Below are 18,505 nucleotides of genomic sequence, written 5' to 3'. Positions count from 1 at the left end.
GCTGCTTAAACTATGAATTTACATGCAACACTACTACAGCGGTTTAAGTCCGCTTTAACGACGATGGGGCAGCCTGAGGCAAATGCGCCGCTAAGCAGAAGCACGCGCGCAGAGTTTGGCGATTATCAATTTAATGGGGCGATGGGATTGGCCAAAGCGCTGAAGCAAAATCCGCGTCAGATCGCGCAACAGATTGTCGATACGGTCGAGGTTGATGATATTGCCGCCAAATTAGAGATTGCCGGGCCTGGGTTTATCAATATTTATCTTAAACCTGCTTTTTTAAATATGTGGGTCAGTGAGGCACTTCAAGATGAGCGCTTAAGTGTTGCCAGACAACCTGAGCAAACGGTCGTTGTCGACTACTCGTCACCCAACCTTGCCAAAGAGATGCATGTGGGGCATTTGCGCAGCACCATCATTGGTGATGCCGTGGTTAAAACGCTGGAATTTTTAGGCCACAATGTTGTTCGACAAAATCACATGGGCGACTGGGGTACCCAGTTTGGGATGCTACTGGCACACCTGAGTGATCAATTGGCGCAAAATAGTGTCGCCGAAACAGCACTGAGTGATTTAGAAGATTTTTACCGGGCAGCAAAAGTACGCTTTGATGAAGAGCCTGATTTTGCTGACCGCGCGCGGGAGTATGTGGTTAAGCTGCAAGGCGGTGACGCGCAATGTATGGCTCTTTGGCAGCAATTCATTGATATATCTATTCAGCATTCCGAAGAAGTCTATGCGCTGCTTAATGTCAGTTTAACGCGCGACGACATTATGGGCGAAAGTGCCTACAATGCCGACTTAAGTCAGGTGATTGAAGCATTGAAAAGCCGCGGTATTGCGGTTGAAGATCAAGGCGCTCAGGTTGTATTTTTACCAGAATTGGCTGATAAAGACGGTAACCCAGCCGTTTATATTGTGCAAAAGTCTGGTGGTGGTTATCTCTATGCGACTACCGATCTAGCTGCTATTCGCTACCGCAATAATACGTTGCATGCAGACAGAACATTAATATTCACTGATGCCAGACAAGCTCTGCACTTTAAGCAAACCGAGTTAGTGGCCCGTAAAGCAGGATTTATCGACGCGTCGCAAAGTTACGAGCATTGTCCCTTTGGTATGATGCTGGGTAAAGACGGCAAACCATTCAAAACGCGTTCTGGCGAAACGGTTAAGTTGCATGATCTTTTGGTTGAAGGGGTCGAGCGTGCCAGAGCGTTGCTAACAGAGCGCGCGGAACACACCGGAGAGCAGGTTGACGAGCAATTAGCGCGTAAAATTGGTATTGGTGCGATTAAGTACGCCGATTTGAGTAAAAACCGCACAACGGACTACGTGTTTGATTGGGATAATATGCTCAGCTTTGAGGGAAATACAGCCCCTTATCTGCAATATGCTTACACGCGGATCACCAGTATTTTGCGTAAGGCCGGCGACGTCGGTCAGCCGGCTGTGTCTATCACAGAGCCTGCCGAGCAAACATTGGCGACCAAACTCGCGCAGTTTGAAGAAACACTCTTGGCCGTGTCGGCTGAGGCAACCCCACACGTGTTGTGTGCTTACCTTTATGACGTGGCAAGTCACTTTATGCGGTTTTATGAAGCTTGCCCCATACTGAAAGACGGTATCGCCAAAGAAATTAGAGACAGTCGGTTAGCGCTGGCCATGCTAACAGCGAATACCTTAAAGACTGGATTGGCGCTGCTAGGCATTGAGACCGCACAACGGATGTAGTGGCAATCGGTTAACGATTGTCACCATCGTCCATATATTCGCTCAAACTTTCAACGTGTTGGCGTGTCTCTCCAATGAGCGTGCCAATCTCTTTGGCAGACTCGGTGGTGCGAGACGCTAGGCTTCGCACTTCGTCGGCAACAACGGAGAACCCGCGACCGGCTTCACCGGCGCGGGCAGATTCGATAGCCGCATTCAAAGCCAGTAGGTTGGTTTGATCTGAAATACTGTTGATGGTGTCAATAATGCCACTGATCCTGGCGAGTACTTCGGACATGGCGCCGTGCGTTTTAGACAGGACCTGATTCCGTTCAGAAACATCCGCTCCATAAAGTAATATTTTGTTTAGCGCACCGTCTTCATCCTGCACGGGTGAAATGGCAACGGATAAGCGCACATTTTGCCCGTTGGCAGACAGCGTGATCTCCGTGTTCAGGAACTGCCCTTTATTAAGTTGGTCCCACTGGTTTTTGTTCAAATAATGCGACAAGGGTTTGAGTTGATTGACCAGCTCACTTTTATCCTTCAAACCGAAAGAGGCCAACCCCAATTTATTGGTTAAGGTTAATTTTCCCGCAGCGTCAAATTCAAGCACAATGTTGGCCTGACTGATAGCAGATAATCGAATATCGTTCTCGATGGCTTTACGTTTGGTTGAGTCAACATTAGCCTGGATTGAGATAAATTGTTTCACCTTACCATTGTCGTCAAAGACCGGATTGATGGCGAGACTGATCCAGTAGGGGTCACCACTTTTTGTATAGTTTAAGATCTCTTCATAAAAAGGCGTGCGATTTTTGAGGTTCTCGCGGATCCGCATGCGCGTTTGTTCAGACGTGTGTTTACCTTGCAGCAACTGGCCTGGCTTTTTACCTAGTGCGTCCTGACTTGAATAGCCAGTCAATTTCGAGAAACCGGGATTGGTGTATTCAATTAACCCTTCAGCATTGGTAATAATCACTGAATTATCAGTTTCATTCGCCACCAAAGACAATAGCGCAAACTGATCGCGCTGACGCTTTTCTTCAGTGATATCCTTAACGAACGCGGTGTAGGTTATTACCTCACCGATCACGACTTTGGATAGCGACAAGTTACCCCAAATCTTGCGGCCATCCAGGGTTTCAATTTCAACATCGCGCGACGTGCCGACTATTTTGTCTTCGCCGGTTTGTCGGTTGCGGTTGACCATGTTGTCGTGCTGTGCCTGTATCATCTGAGGCACTAACATTTTGACATTATTGCCAATTACCTTGTCTCTTGATACTGCCCACAGTTGCTCTGCAGCGCGGTTAAAAAACGTGACCAGATTGTTTTCGTCGATAGAAACCACGGCATCGATACACTGTTCCAATGTCTGGTCGATGCGTTGCTGTGCTTCTTTCTGCTGTGAAATATCCTTAATAAAGGCGGTGTAATGCACGCCGTCACTTTGCTGTATTTTCGACAGGGAAAGATTACACCAGCGTCGCTCGCCTCGTGAGGTTTCAATTTGAATGTCTCTGGAGGTGCCGACAATTTTGTCTTCGCCGCCGTTGCGGTTGGCGTTGACGAAGTTATCGTGATTAGCTCTGAACTCGGTCGGCACCAACGTCTTAACATTGGTATTGATCACTTCCGCCGCGCTGACCTCAAAAAGCTTTTCCGCCGCTTTGTTGATATACGTGATATTGTTGCGTGTATCAATTGAGATCACCGCATCGATTGCTTGATCTAAAATGGCGGTTGTCGCGTTCTTCTTCTTAGAAAAGTAGTTAAGCAGCATGTTGATGCCTCACGTTGTTGCTGTGAAAATTTATGCAGTAACGAGCACATGATTAGATGACAGTAAATGTATTTTAAGTAAAAGGGAAATGTAAAATGGTAAAAATACTCGCCTTTTCTGGCAGTGCGCGCAAAAACTCGTTTAATCAGGCCGTGGCTACGGCAGCAGCAGACGCGGCACGAAATGCCGGTGCGGAAGTCACTTTGGTGAACTTAGGCGACTACCCAATGCCCATTTTTAATGAAGACGATGAAGCGGCTTCTGGCATGCCTGATCAAGCCCGCGCATTCAAAGAGTTATTGCTCAGCCACGATGCATTTATTATCGTGTCACCGGAGTATAATTCCAGTTACCCCGCGCTTCTTAAAAATGCGATTGACTGGGCGAGTCGCAAGCAGAGCGATGAAAAGCCGCTTGAAGCGTTTCGCGGTAAAACAGCATTGATAATGGCGGCATCAGCGGGTGCCCTGGGCGGTATGCGAGTGCTGGTCACCTTGCGTATGCTATTGGGTAATATCGGCGTGAACGTGCTGGCAAATCAAAAAGCCATCGGCAAAGTTGATACATTAATGAATGACAGCGGCCAGTTAACCGACGAGAAAACGCTCTCTCAGATTGCCAAACTCGTTGAAGAGCTGGCGACAACCACCCAAAAGTTGAAATAACTCTCAGTAATCGCTGGCGCAGTGAAAAATCTGCGCTCAAGCCTTTGTTCAGGATATGCTTTTGAGTATCAGGGCTGTTAACCTGAGCGCAAATTCGGTAGTATCCGCACACAAAATTCATCACCTATCCAAAAGCATGTTCGAAGTTAATCCAATTCATAATGCCATCGACGATATCGCTAAGCGCACCAAGTTGCTTAGGGGGTATCTTTGACTACGACGTTAAAGTAGAACGTCTCGAAGAAGTCAATCGCGAGCTGGAGAGTTCAGAGGTTTGGAATGATCCTCCGCGAGCGCAAGCCCTTGGTAAAGAAAAGGTTGCGTTAGAAGACGTAGTAGAAACCATCCAGCAGCTTGAGCAAGGCAGTGAGGATGTTGTCGGCCTTGTTGAACTGGCCGTTGAGGCAGAAGATCAAGAAACTTTCGATGAAGCTCAGCAAGAACTTGACGCATTAATCAAAAAGCTGGAAGTACTTGAGTTCCGTCGTATGTTCTCCGGCCCGAATGACGCTAACGACTGCTACCTTGATTTGCAATCAGGCTCTGGCGGGACTGAGGCTCAGGACTGGGCAAATATGTTATTGCGAATGTATTTGCGTTGGGGGGAAGAGCATGGTTTTAAAACTGAACTTATTGAAGTGTCAGATGGTGATGTAGCGGGTATAAAAAGCGCTACGATACGATTTGGCGGTGAATATGCGTACGGTTGGCTACGTACGGAAACCGGTGTTCATCGCTTGGTGCGAAAATCGCCGTTTGATTCGGGCAACCGTCGTCACACATCCTTTGCGTCGGCCTTTATCTACCCCGAAATCAATGATGACATTGAGGTTGAGCTGAATCCTGCAGACCTACGCATTGATACTTATCGAGCTTCAGGCGCTGGTGGGCAGCACGTTAACCGCACAGATTCTGCGGTACGGATCACGCACATTCCGACCAATATTGTGGTGCAGTGCCAAAACGATCGCTCGCAGCATAAAAATAAAGACCAAGCGTTTAAACAACTTAAAGCAAAGTTGTACGAACATGAATTGCAAAAGCAAAATGCAGAAAAACAGGCGATGGAAGACAGTAAATCCGACATCGGCTGGGGTAGTCAAATCCGTTCCTATGTATTGGATGACTCCCGCATTAAAGATTTAAGAACTGGCGTAGAAACACGCAATACCCAAGCTGTACTTGATGGTGGTCTCGACCGGTTCATCGAAGCTAGCTTAAAATCCGGACTCTAATTGGAAAACCGCTATGACTGAAAAAGCCTCTTCACCGGCGACTGAGAATGCAGACAACAATAAACTGATCGCGGAGCGGCGTGCAAAACTAGCGCAGATCCGCGAGAACTGCTCTGCAAACGGGTTTCCAAATGATTTTCGTCGCGAGCACTATGCTTCTCAGCTCCAGAAAGCCTACGGCGAGCACGATAAGGAAACGCTCGCTGATGCCGCCCATCAGGTCAGTATTGCCGGTCGGATTATGGCCAAACGCGGGCCGTTCATTTTATTGCAGGATATGAGTGGACGGATCCAGTCTTATGCCAGCAAAGACACACAAAAAGACATCAAGGCCCGCTATGGCAGCTTAGATATTGGCGACATCATCGGCGTTAGCGGTGCTTTGCACAAATCAGGTAAAGGCGACCTGTACGTGGATATGGCGCACTATGTTCTGTTAACGAAAGCGTTGCGCCCACTGCCAGAAAAGTTTCATGGTTTGGCGGATCAGGAGATCAAATATCGTCAACGTTACGTCGATCTGATCACTAACGAGCAAACGCGCAAGACCTTCAAAGTTCGCAGCCGCGTAGTGGCCTCTATACGTCAGTTTTTAGCTGAGCGAGACTATTTAGAAGTCGAGACACCGATGCTACAGGTGATCCCCGGTGGTGCTACGGCCAAACCGTTTATCACTCATCATAACGCCATGGATATCGATATGTATTTGCGTATCGCGCCAGAGTTATATTTAAAACGTTTGGTGGTCGGCGGGTTTGAACGTGTGTTTGAAATCAATCGGAACTTTCGCAATGAAGGTCTTTCAACGCGGCATAATCCTGAATTTACCATGCTCGAATTCTATCAAGCTTATGCTGACTTTAACGACTTAATGGATTTGACAGAAGCGATGCTACGCAAAGTCGCAGAGGATGTGTTGGGTAGTCAGATTGTATCGAACACAACGAAGAATAAGGAAGGTGAGGTTGTCAGTCGCGTTGACTATGATTTTGGTCAGCCGTTTGCCCGATTGACGATGAACGAAGCCATTTTGCAATATTATGATGAAGCAACCAGCGGCGACAACGCTGAGCGATTCTCAACGGCGATTAACGACCCTGAAAATCATTTAGATACACTCAAAGAAATTGCTAAACGCTTGCATATTAAAGAGCCAGAGGTTGATGGGATCTGGGGCGCAGGCAAGTATTTATGTGAAATTTTTGAAGCCACTGCCGAAGAACAACTGGATCAGCCAACCTTCATCACCGCCTATCCGTGGGAAGTGTCACCGCTGGCACGACGCAATGACGACAATGCATTTATTACCGATCGATTTGAGTTTTTCGTGGGTGGCCGCGAGATTGCGAATGGTTTCTCAGAGTTGAATGACCCTGAGGATCAAGCCGAACGCTTCTTAAAGCAAGTCAGCGAAAAAGAAGCGGGTGATGACGAGGCTATGCACTTTGACGCTGATTACATTCGCGCATTGGAATACGGGTTGCCGCCGACAGCCGGTGAAGGTATCGGTATTGATCGTTTGGTCATGTTGTTGACTGACAGCCCGACCATTAAAGACGTAATTTTGTTTCCGCACATGAAACCGGAAAACAAAGCGGATGCGTAGTTAACGTTTAATCGCATTGATTAGGGCTTGATTGCATGTGCAGTTAAGCCCTTTTTTTAATCCCTGTTCGACAATATAGCCATTGATAGCATCGATTTCTGTGCGTCTTCCATGAACCCTATCTTGGTGCATCGAACTGTAGTTTTCCGCGGTCTTGTGGCACACCTCGCGCACGGCAGTTAAGATACCTTGCGGCGACACGTTGATATCGCATGCTCGCATCACGGCAGATACCTCATCGGCCAGAGCCTCCAACTGAGCTGTGTAAGCAGGTTCGAGTAGGGCGCCATTGGGAACGTCATGCAATGCGGTCAGCGGATTGATCAGCGCATTGACGGCGAGCTTATGCCACATGGCTGTTTGAATCGCTTGTTCGCTGGCAACGCCAGAGAGTAACTTAGCCATCAACGACGTTACGCTCTGCAGCCTTTCGCTATTTTGACGGCCATCAATGTAGCCTATTTTTGTGTGCCCCGTGCCCGTCTGTCGGCATACTTGCGGGCTAGGCTTGAACGCAGCGTCGCTGGTAGTCGCCATGAAGGTATGAAATGCAGCCAGTGCTGTTTGCGCTTGCTCGTAGCACCCCATACCGTTATGGATCAATACAACGTTACTGCCGTGTGGAATACAGGGGGCATATTCGTCAATGGCAGACACTATTTGATAGCTCTTTAAGGGAAACAGCACGGTCAGTTCGCGAGGTGAATACGCTGGCCATTGATTCACCGGCCCGCGCAAATGCACAGTGTCACCGTCCATTAAATGCACATCCTTGACCGCTGTTGAACGAATATGGCGACTGTACGCAAGGTTCGTTTTCTGTGCGCGTGCCGCTATTAAGCTACCAATAGCACCACTGCCAATAATATGCAGTAGCGTGTCCGTTTGATGTGCGTCGACGAGTGCCATACCTATCGGGGCCATAACAATTTGGGCCACAAAATATCACTGGGGTGCCCCAAGGCTTCAACAATAGCCCGTGTCTCATCGCGCAAAAACCATGTTCCTGCATCAGGCGGCTGATAAAAATCAAAGCGTTCGCCTTCATATTTAAAACCCAGTGCACAGGCGTGTAGGTGAAGTCGGTCCGCAGTCTGCCCCCCATATCGACCATCGCCAACAATTGGCGAACCAAGGCTACGCAGGGCGACGCGTAATTGGTGTGTCTTTCCCGTGAGAGGACGCAGGATAAACAGCCTATACCCACTGTCAATTGAGTGGCTCATAAACTGCGTATAGGCTGGGTTTTCAGTGCTTTTCAGAAGCTTATAGCTACCGCGTCTTGCAGCCGCCATGTCACCGAGTATATGACCTTGCTTCTTTTTAGGCTTCGCGCTGGACACGGCCAGATAGTATTTGCTTACCCGGCGCTGCGCAAACGCTTCGGCCAACGTAGCGGCCGCTTGAGGTTGAGTGGCGATAACCATGATACCGGACGTGGGTGTATCCAAGCGATGCACTAGCTTTAGTGAACCGTGATAACCCATGTTGTGCAGGCTTTCCATCACTGTCGGCGTGTCACTGCCGCCATGCATACTAACGCCAGCAGGTTTGTTGATAATTAAAAAATGCGCGTGTTCAAAAATAATGCGAAGCGGTGCGGTCACATTATGACTCACCCAAAATAGCCAATGCGCGCGGATAATCCAAATCGAGTATCGCGCTTTGCAGCGCTTCTTTGTCAGCTTGGCTCAAATTGCTCTGGGCGGTCGCATTGTCGAATAGTTCGTCGCTGATAAAGCGTTGTTGCTGTAGCGCTTTGGTTAACGCCTCGACGTGCTCACCGCTGTGTGTTTGAGCGACGTGACGGGTATTTTCATCTGAGCTTCGAGTGTGTTGGTTGCGCACTGCTTGTATTTCGGTCAGCGTTTGGTTGAGTGTGTGGATTAACGTTTGTAGCGATTCGTCATCGAGTGAATCACGCTTTACCAGCGCTTCGACTTTTTTTGCCTCTTTGGCCAATCGCTCAAGTCCCAAATTGCCACTGACACCTTTGATCGTATGAACCAGTAGTTGCATCGTCTCAAGGTTGTTATGTTGCTGAAATTCGGCTAACTTGCTTTCGGCGTCTTGATATTCATCTTCGAACCGACCGAGCAACTTAACAAATAACGCAGTGTTACCGCCGAGTTGCTTAGTGCCAAAATCAAGATCGACAAGGAGTGCTTGGTTTTCCATCGTGTGCCCTTTTTGCGCAATGATGTCAGTTTACGCGAAAACCAATCGTGTGTGTATTAACAATTTAAAAGCGGAAATTATGAATAAAACGGGTTGGATAGTGGGGTTTCTCAGTGTGTTGTTGCTTGGTTGTGCTCAACCGCTTCCACCACAGAACAATGCAAAGGAAAAGCCGAGTGGCGTGACAATCCCGTATGAGCGTTACCAGCTTGAAAACGGACTGACCGTAATCCTGCATCAGGATACATCCGACCCGCTGGTTCATGTTGATGTGACCTATCATGTGGGATCGGCACGAGAGGACGTTGGCCATTCAGGGTTTGCGCATTTTTTTGAACACATGATGTTTCAAGGCTCAGCGCATGTCGCTGATGAACAACACTTTTCCATGATCACCGAGGCTGGTGGTGACATGAATGGCACCACAAATTCAGACCGGACCAACTATTATCAAACCGTGCCGCGCAATCATTTGGAAAAGGTTCTCTGGCTTGAATCTGACAGAATGGGATTTTTGTTACCGGCGGTGACTCAACAGAAATTCGAGAATCAGCGTGAAACGGTCAAAAATGAACGCGCGCAACGCATCGACAATCAACCCTATGGACTGCGCAGTGAACGGATTAGTGAAGCGCTTTATCCCGCCGGGCACCCCTATTCCTGGCCAGTGATAGGTTATGTTGAAGACTTGGACCGTGTCGGCGTTGATGATCTTAAGGCGTTTTTCCAGCGCTGGTATGGGCCAAATAATGCCATTTTGACGATTGGTGGCGACATTGATATTGAACAGACAAAACGTTGGGTAAAAAAGTATTTTGGTGAGATCCCGCGAGGGCCTGAGGTAGAAAGACAACAAAAAACGCCGGTGAAACTGGACAGCCCACGGTATCTGACCTTAGAAGATAACGTCCATTTGCCATTTATTCAAATGACCTTCCCAACCGTGTATGCCCGCCATCCGGATGAAGCGCCGCTGGATGTGTTGGCAGATATTTTGGGCGGAGGAAAGACCTCGATTTTCTATAAAAACTTAGTCGTCAGTGGCAAAACGGTGCAAGCGGGTGTATCGCATCCGTGTCGCGAATTGGCCTGTGAATTTCAGTTGTTGGCGCTTGCCAACCCGGCGGTAACCACAAATTTAGACAGCCTTTATGCTGATTTTTATGCCGCGTTAGAAGAATTTGAAGTGCGTGGTGTCCAGCAAGATGATCTCGACCGGGTTAAAATGAGCATTGAGGCTGGTACTATTTTTGGTCTACAAAGTGTGGCGCGCAAAGTCTCATCGCTGGCCAATGGTCAGCTTTATGCCGGTGAGCCTGATTTGGTGCAGACCGATATTGACCGTTACAACGCGGTGACAAAAGACGATGTCATGCGCGTATATGAGCAATACATCAAGAATAACCCCGCAGTGGTACTCAGTATTGTGCCGGAGGGGCAAACGGCCATGGCTGTGCAAAAGCCGAATTACTCAGTTCCGGCTCGTGAGTTGCCTGCTAACGCGACAACCCCCGTCGCTGTTGCTAATATCACGACGCAAAGTCAGTTTGATCGCAGTGTTATACCCGCAACGGGTCCCGCGCCGGTGGTGAATGTTCCTGACTTCTGGGAGGCCACGTACCGTAATAATATTCCAGTGCTTGGGGCGCAAACTCAGGAAACCCCAACCGTTACACTGGCGATAAATTTAGAAGGTGGGCCCTTGCTGGACCCAACAGATAAGGCGGGTCTTGCCTCGATGACTGCGCAGATGCTGAATGAGTCTTCTCAAGCGCGCGATAGCATCACGCTGGCGAATGAGCTTGCTAAACTGGGCAGCAGTATTCGGTTTGGTGCTTCAGGTCGCTTTATGACGATTTATGCCTCCAGCTTAACCAAAAATCTGCAACCTACGTTGGATATCCTGCTGGAGAAACTACTGACCCCCGCTTTCTTAGCATCAGACTTTGCACAAATTCAACAGCGCACATTGCAAGCGATGCAGCAGCAATTGAAGAGTCCCAACATTCTTGCAAGCCGAGCCAGAGATTTGGTTAATTATGGCAAGCAAAACCGCGTCAGCTTGCCTGATGATGGAGTTGTTTCAACGGTTAGCAACATCACCCTTGACGATGTAAAGCAGTTTTATGCAACCTTCGTCAATCCGGATCAGGCTAACATTGTTGTCGTTGGTGACATCGATAAACCCGCTGTCATGCAGTTGCTCACGCGTTTCGACGGATGGCTTGCCAAGCCGTATTCGATTCCGCAGTATGCTGCTTTTCCTGAGTATGAGCAGGCCAATATTTTCTTGGTGGATAAACCCAATGCGGTGCAATCCGTGGTGGATTTTACTCAACGCTCATTGCCCTATGATGCTACCGGCGAGTTTTTTCGGATGCGCTTAATGAACTTCCCACTGGGCGGTAACTTTAATAGCCGTATTAACCTGAACCTTCGCGAGGACAAAGGATTTACCTATGGGGCGGGAAGTAGTTTTAGCGGCGGAAAAACGCTGGGTGTATTCAGCGCGGGCGGCGATATGAACGCGCTAAACACGCTCGACAGTATCAACGAGATCATCAGCGAGATCCAGCATTACAAGGCGCAGGGCCCGACAGAGGGTGAAATGGCGCTGATGAAAAATGCGTTTACTCAATCGGATGCGTTAAGGTATGAAACGCCCTCCAGTAAATCACAGTTTCTACGTCATCTTTTGGTCTATGACTTAGACCGTAATTATACGCAAAAGCAGTTAGAAATTATTAACAGTATTGATGCTCAAACGTTACAGTCTTTAGCACAAAAGCATCTTGTGCTGGATGATATGCAACTGATAGTGGTGGGAGACGCACAGGCTTTGCGCGCAGAGCTGGAGTCCCTGAAACGGCCTATCATTGAGTTAGATGTTCCAAATTAACTGAACGCTAAACCGTTTTGGTATTAGTAATGATAAAAAGTGCAGGTGTAGCGTTTAAAACACTCTATACTTGCCCCACTAACGAAGAAACACAGACACAGTGAGCAAGCCATTGTCGAGCACATCGTTAACCTTTGAGCAAAAGGTCGCAGCTCTTGCGACAGCCGATTTCCAGTCCGCATTACCGCAAATTCAACATGGCGTTGAGCGCGAAGCGCTGCGCATAAAGCCAAATGGTCTTCTGTCTCAGGATAAGCATCCTAAGGCTCTGGGCTCAGCGTTAACACACGATTCAATTACCACGGACTTCTCTGAGTCTCTGTTGGAATTTATTACACCGCCTGAAACCTCAGTGCAGACAACACTCGATCAGCTCAGTGATATTCACAAGTTTGTGATGGGCAATATAGCGGATGAAGCGCTGTGGCCCATGAGCATGCCATGTTATGTCAGCGGCGAATCGAATATTCCGATTGCAGACTACGGCGACTCGAATATTGGTCGTATGAAAACGACTTACCGCATCGGACTGAAGAATCGGTATGGCGCGATGATGCAAGCCATATCGGGTGTACATTTTAACTTTTCGCTGCCGCAGAGTTATTGGACTGCGTACGCACAGCTAACCGGTGGTAAAGCGGATCAAGATGCGCGTTCACAGCATTATTTTGACATGATCCGTAATTATCGGCGCTGGTGCTGGTTGATCCCGTTTTTGTACGGTTCTTCGCCAGCAATCTGTAGTTCATTTATTGGAAATAAGCAGCACAATCTTCCTTTTCAAAAGATGGGTAAAGGCAGTCTTTATTTGCCTTACGCCACGTCATTACGCATGAGCGATCTGGGTTACACGAATAGCCAGCAGTCAGTTTTGCACATTTGCTATAACCGGTTACCCGAGTACATCAGTTCAGTTCGTCAGGCAATCCGTACCCATTCAAGTGAATACGAACGCTTTTCAGCGGGTGAAAATGGGCTTTATGAACAGTTGAATCGAAACATACTGCAAATCGAAAACGAACTTTATTCGCCTATTCGACCCAAACAGCCCACAGAATCGATGGAAAAACCCAGCGATGCATTGGCCTCTCGGGGTGTCAGTTACATCGAAGTCAGAGCGCTGGACGTTAATCCGTTCAGTGACATTGGCATCAGCGAGAATCAATTTTATTTCCTCGATGTGTTTTTACTCACTTGCCTGCTATGGGATTCTCCTGAGTTCGATCCCAAAACCTATAAAGAAACGGAAACCAACCTGAAACGTGCTGTCATCAATGGTCGCGACCCCGAGCTGACGTTGCTCAAGCGAGACTTTAAAGGCCTGGGCAATCCGGTTGAAGAAGTCAAACTACAGGACTGGGCAAGACTATTGTTTGAGCGTTTTGCGCCCGTTGCCGCCCAGTTGGACAGTGCCAATCAAACCACGCGTTACTCTCAGGCGGTTAGGCAAGAACTTGCTAAAGTGAATGACTTTAGTTTAACGCCTTCAGCGCAGCTACTTGATCATTTACTGTCGAATAATCTGGACAACGGCGCTTATGGTGTTTCCTTATCGCAGCAATACAAGCAAGGCTTTATTGAGCGTGATTATCGACATTTTGATGAATCTTACTTCGTTCAGCAAACAGCGGTCTCACTTGATAAGCAACACGCGATAGAAGCCGCCAACAGCGTGAATTTTGATGACTTTTTGCGTGACTATTTCGCCAAGGCTTAATACCCCTCTGTACGCGTTGCTGGCGGCCTTCAGCGTGCTACTGGCCGCTTGTACTGTCACGCCACCAAAGGATAGCAGTAATTTATGCGCTATTTTCGAAGAGAAGCCCGATTGGTACGATGCGGCGGATGATATGCGCGAGCGGTGGGGTGTGCCAATCCACGTGCCGATGGCAATGATGTATCAGGAAAGTTCTTTCAAGGCTGATGCATTGCCTCCCAAAGATACGATATTTTTTGGTCTCATTCCGTGGGGGCGTGTGAGTTCGGCGTACGGCTACTCACAGGCTAAAACGCTGACTTGGCAAGATTATGTGCGTGAGACGGGCAATGGCTGGGCCGATCGGGATGATTTCGAAGATGCGATTGATTTTATGGGATGGTTTATCGCCAAGTCTCATACTATCAATGGCGTGTCTAAGTGGGACGCGTATGCGCAGTACTTAAATTACCACGAAGGGTGGGGAGGGTACCGGCGCGGTACTTATCAGCGCAAAGCGTGGTTGGTTAAAGTCTCTGAGCGAGTGAAAAGCCGCTCATTACGGTATGCGTCGCAACTACGGGGCTGTGAAGAGGAGCTACAAAAGAGTTGGTTGTGGCGCTTGTTCACGTAGTTGCGTGGGTTGATGGGGGCAAGCCAATGGAACTGAATACGCTATGAGTTCAAGTGCACAACTTATTGCTCAAGCCGAAGCCTGTCTGCGACGCCGTGAAGTCGCTAATGCTGAAGCATTGTTGATGCAGTGTGTGGCACAGGAAAATGGCAATGCTATTGCGCTGATGCACCTATGCCTTATCCAGTTTTCGAAGCGCCACTATGAGACTGCGGAATCTTACTTAAATGCATTTTTGAATACCCGTTCCGCATTTACAGCGTCGCAGGCAGCCGAGCATTTTATTCGCACGTTGCTTCAGTTTAACCGGTTCAATGATGCCCTCAAGGTGGCCGAAAAAGTCAGTCATTGGTTTCCATCTGACTTAACACTTCGCTGGCTGCATGTACAAGCCGCGTTGCAGAGCCGCGCTATCGACAAGGCCCTGAGTCTCACGTCACAGTGGGTAGCTGCTGTCGATGAAACGCACAAAGCACAAGTGATGTTGACGCACGCCAACACACTGGCAAAAAAAGGTCATTTTTCTGATGCGGTAGTGCACTACGAGGCCGTGCTCGCTGAGCAGCCCAACAACAGCTATGCAATAGCCGGTTTGCTGAAAAGCCAACGTGTAAAGCAGACGAATAGTCGCTATCAAAAATTCTTTGACCACGCTTACGCAAACGCAGCGAATGACGACCATCGCGCTCGCGTGAAGTTTGCTCAGGCCAAGTATTTTAATGACATCGGTGAGTATCAGCAGGCTTGGCAATGCGCCGAGCAGGCGAATCAAATGAAACAGTCTCAGGTTCAATTTAGTCGAGATACGTTGAGCAAGCAGGTGGATGCAACACTGCAAACCTTCAGCGCGGTTAATCAACGTGGAGCAGCGCAACAAACGGACGGCGAGCCTGACCACACGCCTCACATATTGGTCGTTGGAATGCCGCGTTCTGGTACCACCTTGGTCGAGCAGATGTTGGCAACGCTGCCTGACTACTATGCGGGTGGAGAGACTCCCGCGCTTGAAGTGAGCATCGCCACAGGGCGGCATGGGCAGTATTATCTGGCACCACTTGCGCAAGGGAAGTCTATTGATGAAACGACAATCGCGCAAAGCTACACTCGGTATTTTAGGCAGTTCAGCAACTTCGCTGGTCACATCATTGTGAATAAAGTGCCCACTAATTTCTTTCACGTGGGACTGTTTAAACACCTGTTTCCGCAGGGAAAAATCATTAACCTACAGCGTGATCCATTCGATGTTGCTGCATCTATCTTCTTCGAAAGTTTCTCTGCACAATTCGCCTACACGCATTCACTGGATAATATTCTTTTTGTGTACGACCAATATCAACGGTTAATGGCAGAATGGTCACAATGGTATGGCAGTGATATTCTGAACCTTGATTACGAGCACTTGGTGAGCAATTACTCAGTTGCCATTTCACAAGTAGAGCAATTTTTAGAAGTGAAAATGCCCGGCGAAGCCGAGATCCGTGGTGCAGACAATCCCGTTGAAACGCCCAGTATCTGGCAAGTGCGCCAACCGATTAATCGTCATGCGGTAGGCCGTTGGACACGTTACGCAGAGGCTTTTGAGCCCTTTAGGGAGAGATATAATAAATGAATCAGCCGATGCCTATTGCACCCGGTATGCAATATGTTAATGCCAACAACCAAACAATAGTATTGGCAAGGGGCGGGATCCTACACACGGATATCTGGCGATCGATGATGCCGGATCACCCTCGTCTGAATCAGACATTAAAAACCGCCATTCTCGATTATCAAAAAAATCATCCGACGGTGGATAAAATGGCAAACCCCGGCTGTTGGCGTGGGTCGGATGAGTTTGACGGTTGGCAAACATTGCGCCGCATGGCCATTGACAATGTTAAAGCCATTCATCGTCATTATCTTTCCATCGGTGCACCCTGTGCTGCCTTGGAATCGTTTGATGATTCGCGCTTTGAAACTAACCATTGGGCCAATGTGAACGAAAAGGGCAGCAGCAATGCTATTCACTCGCACTCGAAATGGCATTGGTCAGGTGTTTACTACGTGCAAGGTACTGGAACAGGTGACATCGCGCTTTACAGCCAGGCCTATTTAAATCAGCAGGTGAGTTTAGGGCTACCGTATGGGCAGTCGTTTACGTTACCGGCAGAGGATGGGTTGTTGCTAATGTTTCCCAGCTATCTATTGCATGAGGTATTGCCAAATCCCAGCGATCGGCAACGGATTAATATCGCTTTCAATGTAAAAATCCAGTTTTAATTGATCCAGCGCAATAACGCGGGGCTCTCCATAAGCGGGTATTGATCGAGATCAGTATGTTCTTCAGTGGTTCCAGTACGCTATGTCTCGTTGACATTGTTTATGTACTTTCAAGGAGAGCATCATGCCCCTCAATCTATTTTTTGACCCCGTTGTGTGGATGTCACTAATGATGATAGCCATCATCATCGGTATGTGTGGCTACTTTACCTATATGTTTATTCACAACAGCGCCGACCATAGCAAATAATGATGTCGTTTTAATCGCCAAGTTTGGGGTCGTTCGTTGCGATGAGAACGAGGAGGGCACCTTGTCCTCCCCATTCGAGTGTGGCTTGATGGAAAGCGATGACGTTAGGGTGCTGCACCAGCCAATGCGGTACTTGCTGACGCAGCACACCACTGCCAATGCCATGCACAATGCAAACGCAGCGGGCGTGCTGTTTGTGTGCTTCTGCCAACAGGGCGGCGATTTCACGCTTTGATTCATCACGCGAGAGCCCGTGCAAATCCAGGAGAAACTCAGGTACGTAGTCGCCACGGCGTAAACGTTTTAACTCGCTGCTGTGCTTAGTGTGGTTAACAAATTTCAGTGGCCCCTGAGCATCGAAATGAGCTTGGAAGTCGTCTGAAAAAGCGAACTCAGCGGCTCGTTTTCGGTCTGCTGCAATCGCCGACGAGATCGCTTTGCGACGAAATTGCTTCGCCATCGCTTTGTTATCGGTGCGGGTTAGCACGATCTTATCATCCGGCGCTAATGGGACTAAACCCGGTGTGGTCTTTTTAAATTGTGACCAGTCATCATCTTCCACCGCCGTTTTCCTCGTAAATTTCGATCCTATCGACCGTAATATTAGGTATCATACCAGCCATTGTTTAGCGGATGAATAGACCCGATGACTGACAAAATTTACCTCGAACAAGCCATTGAAGATCTAGAAAGCCTACTTGATATGGTGCGATGGAGCGTGAGTCGGTTTAACGATGCCGATTTGTTTTTCGGTCATGGTACTGATAACGCGTGGGATGAAGCCGTTACGCTTGTCATGTTTGCCTTGCATTTACCTCAAAATATCACCCAGCAAACTGGCGATGCGCTGTTTCACGCCAAATTAACGCGTAGCGAGCGACAAAAAGTTGCAGAATTGGTGTTAAAACGCGTACAAACCCGCTTGCCGTTGCCTTACATCACTCATCAAGCGTGGTTTTGTGGATTACCATTTTACGTGGATGAGCGCGTGTTGATACCGCGCTCGCCCTTTGCTGAATTGATTCAATCGCAATTTGCACCGTATGTGAGTGAGCCTACACGTATACTCGATTTGTGCTGCGGGGGCGGCTGCATCGCTATTGCCATGGCACACGCGTTCCCTGATGCAGAGGTCGATGCGGTCGATATCAGTACAGACGCACTGGACGTGGCTCAAATCAATGTTGAGGAGCATGGGGTGGCTCATCAGGTGACTCCTATTCAATCAGATTTGTTCGCGGCGGTGTCAGGCCAGAAGTATGACTTAATCGTATCGAACCCACCTTATGTTGATGCTGAGGACATGTCGGATCTTCCCGCAGAATTCCAACATGAGCCAGAATTGGCGCTCGCAGCCGGTGACGATGGGCTTGATTTGGTTGAAATTATTTTGAAACAAGCACCAGAGCACCTTTCAGAGGACGGCTGGCTTCTGGTAGAAGTAGGCAATAGTCTGGTTCATTTCGAAGCGCGCTTCCCAGGACTCATGGTTGATTGGGTGCGTTTTGAGCAGGGCGGTGAAGGTGTATTTGCAGTGTCGCGGTCGGCACTTAATGAATTTTGGCAGAAGGGCGCATAACA

The 18,505-nt window shown here is 48.4% G+C and carries 16 protein-coding genes; 11 read left to right on the top strand and 5 right to left on the bottom strand.

Annotated elements, in window-relative coordinates; all coding sequences use genetic code 11:
- Positions 1 to 12 precede the first annotated feature (12 nt).
- The gene (gene argS, locus KIU71_RS00300) at positions 13 to 1,737 is read left to right on the top strand and encodes an arginine--tRNA ligase (RefSeq protein WP_214129090.1); all 1,725 of its coding nucleotides are present in this window, start codon (positions 13 to 15) and stop codon (positions 1,735 to 1,737) included.
- A 10-nt stretch (positions 1,738 to 1,747) separates the two neighbouring features.
- On the opposite strand, the gene KIU71_RS17925 is transcribed toward argS, so the two are convergent.
- Positions 1,748 to 3,502 (bottom strand): PAS domain S-box protein, encoded by a 1,755-nt coding sequence (locus KIU71_RS17925; protein WP_214129089.1) that lies wholly within the window; start codon positions 3,500 to 3,502, stop codon positions 1,748 to 1,750.
- A gap of 95 nt (positions 3,503 to 3,597) precedes the next feature.
- Here KIU71_RS17925 and KIU71_RS00290 point away from each other — a divergent pair, with 95 nt between their 5' ends.
- From KIU71_RS00290 to lysS, 3 genes are all read left to right on the top strand, one after another.
- Positions 3,598 to 4,167, top strand: a complete 570-nt coding sequence (locus KIU71_RS00290) for an NADPH-dependent FMN reductase (RefSeq protein WP_214129088.1) — start codon at positions 3,598 to 3,600, stop codon at positions 4,165 to 4,167.
- A 136-nt stretch (positions 4,168 to 4,303) separates the two neighbouring features.
- Positions 4,304 to 5,402 (top strand): peptide chain release factor 2 gene (gene prfB / locus KIU71_RS00285; RefSeq protein ID WP_214129693.1). Its coding sequence is split into 2 segments (ribosomal slippage): positions 4,304 to 4,378 and positions 4,380 to 5,402, totalling 1,098 coding nucleotides; the frame shifts between segments, so codons are not numbered across the junction.
- A 13-nt stretch (positions 5,403 to 5,415) separates the two neighbouring features.
- Complete coding sequence (gene lysS, locus KIU71_RS00280) at positions 5,416 to 7,008, top strand: lysine--tRNA ligase (protein ID WP_214129086.1); 1,593 nt, start codon at positions 5,416 to 5,418, stop codon at positions 7,006 to 7,008.
- Here lysS and KIU71_RS00275 read toward each other — a convergent pair whose 3' ends face one another.
- The 3 genes from KIU71_RS00275 to KIU71_RS00265 are packed head-to-tail and all read right to left on the bottom strand — an operon-like array spanning position 7,009 to position 9,186.
- Complete coding sequence (locus KIU71_RS00275) at positions 7,009 to 7,947, bottom strand: ketopantoate reductase family protein (protein ID WP_214129084.1); 939 nt, start codon at positions 7,945 to 7,947, stop codon at positions 7,009 to 7,011. It abuts the gene before it with no gap.
- Positions 7,920 to 8,615: a TIGR01621 family pseudouridine synthase gene (locus tag KIU71_RS00270; RefSeq protein WP_214129083.1), complete on the bottom strand. Its 696-nt coding sequence runs from the start codon at positions 8,613 to 8,615 to the stop codon at positions 7,920 to 7,922. Before KIU71_RS00270 ends, KIU71_RS00275 begins: the two co-directional genes overlap by 28 nt.
- A gap of 1 nt (position 8,616) precedes the next feature.
- Positions 8,617 to 9,186 (bottom strand): Hpt domain-containing protein, encoded by a 570-nt coding sequence (locus tag KIU71_RS00265; RefSeq protein WP_214129082.1) that lies wholly within the window; start codon positions 9,184 to 9,186, stop codon positions 8,617 to 8,619.
- 79 nt (positions 9,187 to 9,265) lie between these two features.
- On the opposite strand from KIU71_RS00265, the gene KIU71_RS00260 reads away from it, so the two are divergent.
- The 6 genes from KIU71_RS00260 (at position 9,266) to KIU71_RS00235 (ending at position 16,924) form a co-directional block, all read left to right on the top strand.
- Complete coding sequence (locus KIU71_RS00260; RefSeq protein ID WP_214129080.1) at positions 9,266 to 12,085, top strand: M16 family metallopeptidase; 2,820 nt, start codon at positions 9,266 to 9,268, stop codon at positions 12,083 to 12,085.
- Positions 12,086 to 12,197: 112 nt separating this feature from the next.
- Positions 12,198 to 13,802, top strand: a complete 1,605-nt coding sequence (gene gshA, locus KIU71_RS00255; RefSeq protein ID WP_214129692.1) for a glutamate--cysteine ligase — start codon at positions 12,198 to 12,200, stop codon at positions 13,800 to 13,802.
- Between the two features lie 19 nt (positions 13,803 to 13,821).
- Entirely contained in the window at positions 13,822 to 14,415 is a 594-nt protein-coding gene (locus KIU71_RS00250) for a transglycosylase SLT domain-containing protein (protein ID WP_390881764.1), read from the top strand.
- 43 nt (positions 14,416 to 14,458) lie between these two features.
- Positions 14,459 to 16,024: a tetratricopeptide repeat-containing sulfotransferase family protein gene (locus KIU71_RS00245; RefSeq protein ID WP_214129078.1), complete on the top strand. Its 1,566-nt coding sequence runs from the start codon at positions 14,459 to 14,461 to the stop codon at positions 16,022 to 16,024.
- Positions 16,021 to 16,674: a putative 2OG-Fe(II) oxygenase gene (locus KIU71_RS00240; protein ID WP_214129076.1), complete on the top strand. Its 654-nt coding sequence runs from the start codon at positions 16,021 to 16,023 to the stop codon at positions 16,672 to 16,674. The genes KIU71_RS00245 and KIU71_RS00240 overlap by 4 nt, the downstream gene beginning before the upstream one ends.
- Positions 16,675 to 16,798: 124 nt before the next feature.
- Complete coding sequence (locus KIU71_RS00235; RefSeq protein ID WP_214129075.1) at positions 16,799 to 16,924, top strand: DUF3149 domain-containing protein; 126 nt, start codon at positions 16,799 to 16,801, stop codon at positions 16,922 to 16,924.
- A 10-nt stretch (positions 16,925 to 16,934) separates the two neighbouring features.
- On the opposite strand, the gene smrB is transcribed toward KIU71_RS00235, so the two are convergent.
- Positions 16,935 to 17,486: an endonuclease SmrB gene (gene smrB, locus KIU71_RS00230; RefSeq protein WP_315853217.1), complete on the bottom strand. Its 552-nt coding sequence runs from the start codon at positions 17,484 to 17,486 to the stop codon at positions 16,935 to 16,937.
- Positions 17,487 to 17,570: 84 nt separating this feature from the next.
- Between smrB and prmB the strand changes: the two genes are divergently transcribed.
- Positions 17,571 to 18,503: a 50S ribosomal protein L3 N(5)-glutamine methyltransferase gene (prmB, locus tag KIU71_RS00225; protein ID WP_214129073.1), complete on the top strand. Its 933-nt coding sequence runs from the start codon at positions 17,571 to 17,573 to the stop codon at positions 18,501 to 18,503.
- Positions 18,504 to 18,505 lie beyond the last annotated feature (2 nt).

Source organism: Alteromonas oceanisediminis (assembly GCF_018474025.1).
Classification (GTDB): Bacteria; Pseudomonadota; Gammaproteobacteria; order Enterobacterales; family Alteromonadaceae; genus Alteromonas_E; species Alteromonas_E oceanisediminis.
This window is presented reverse-complemented; position numbering and strand designations above follow the sequence as displayed.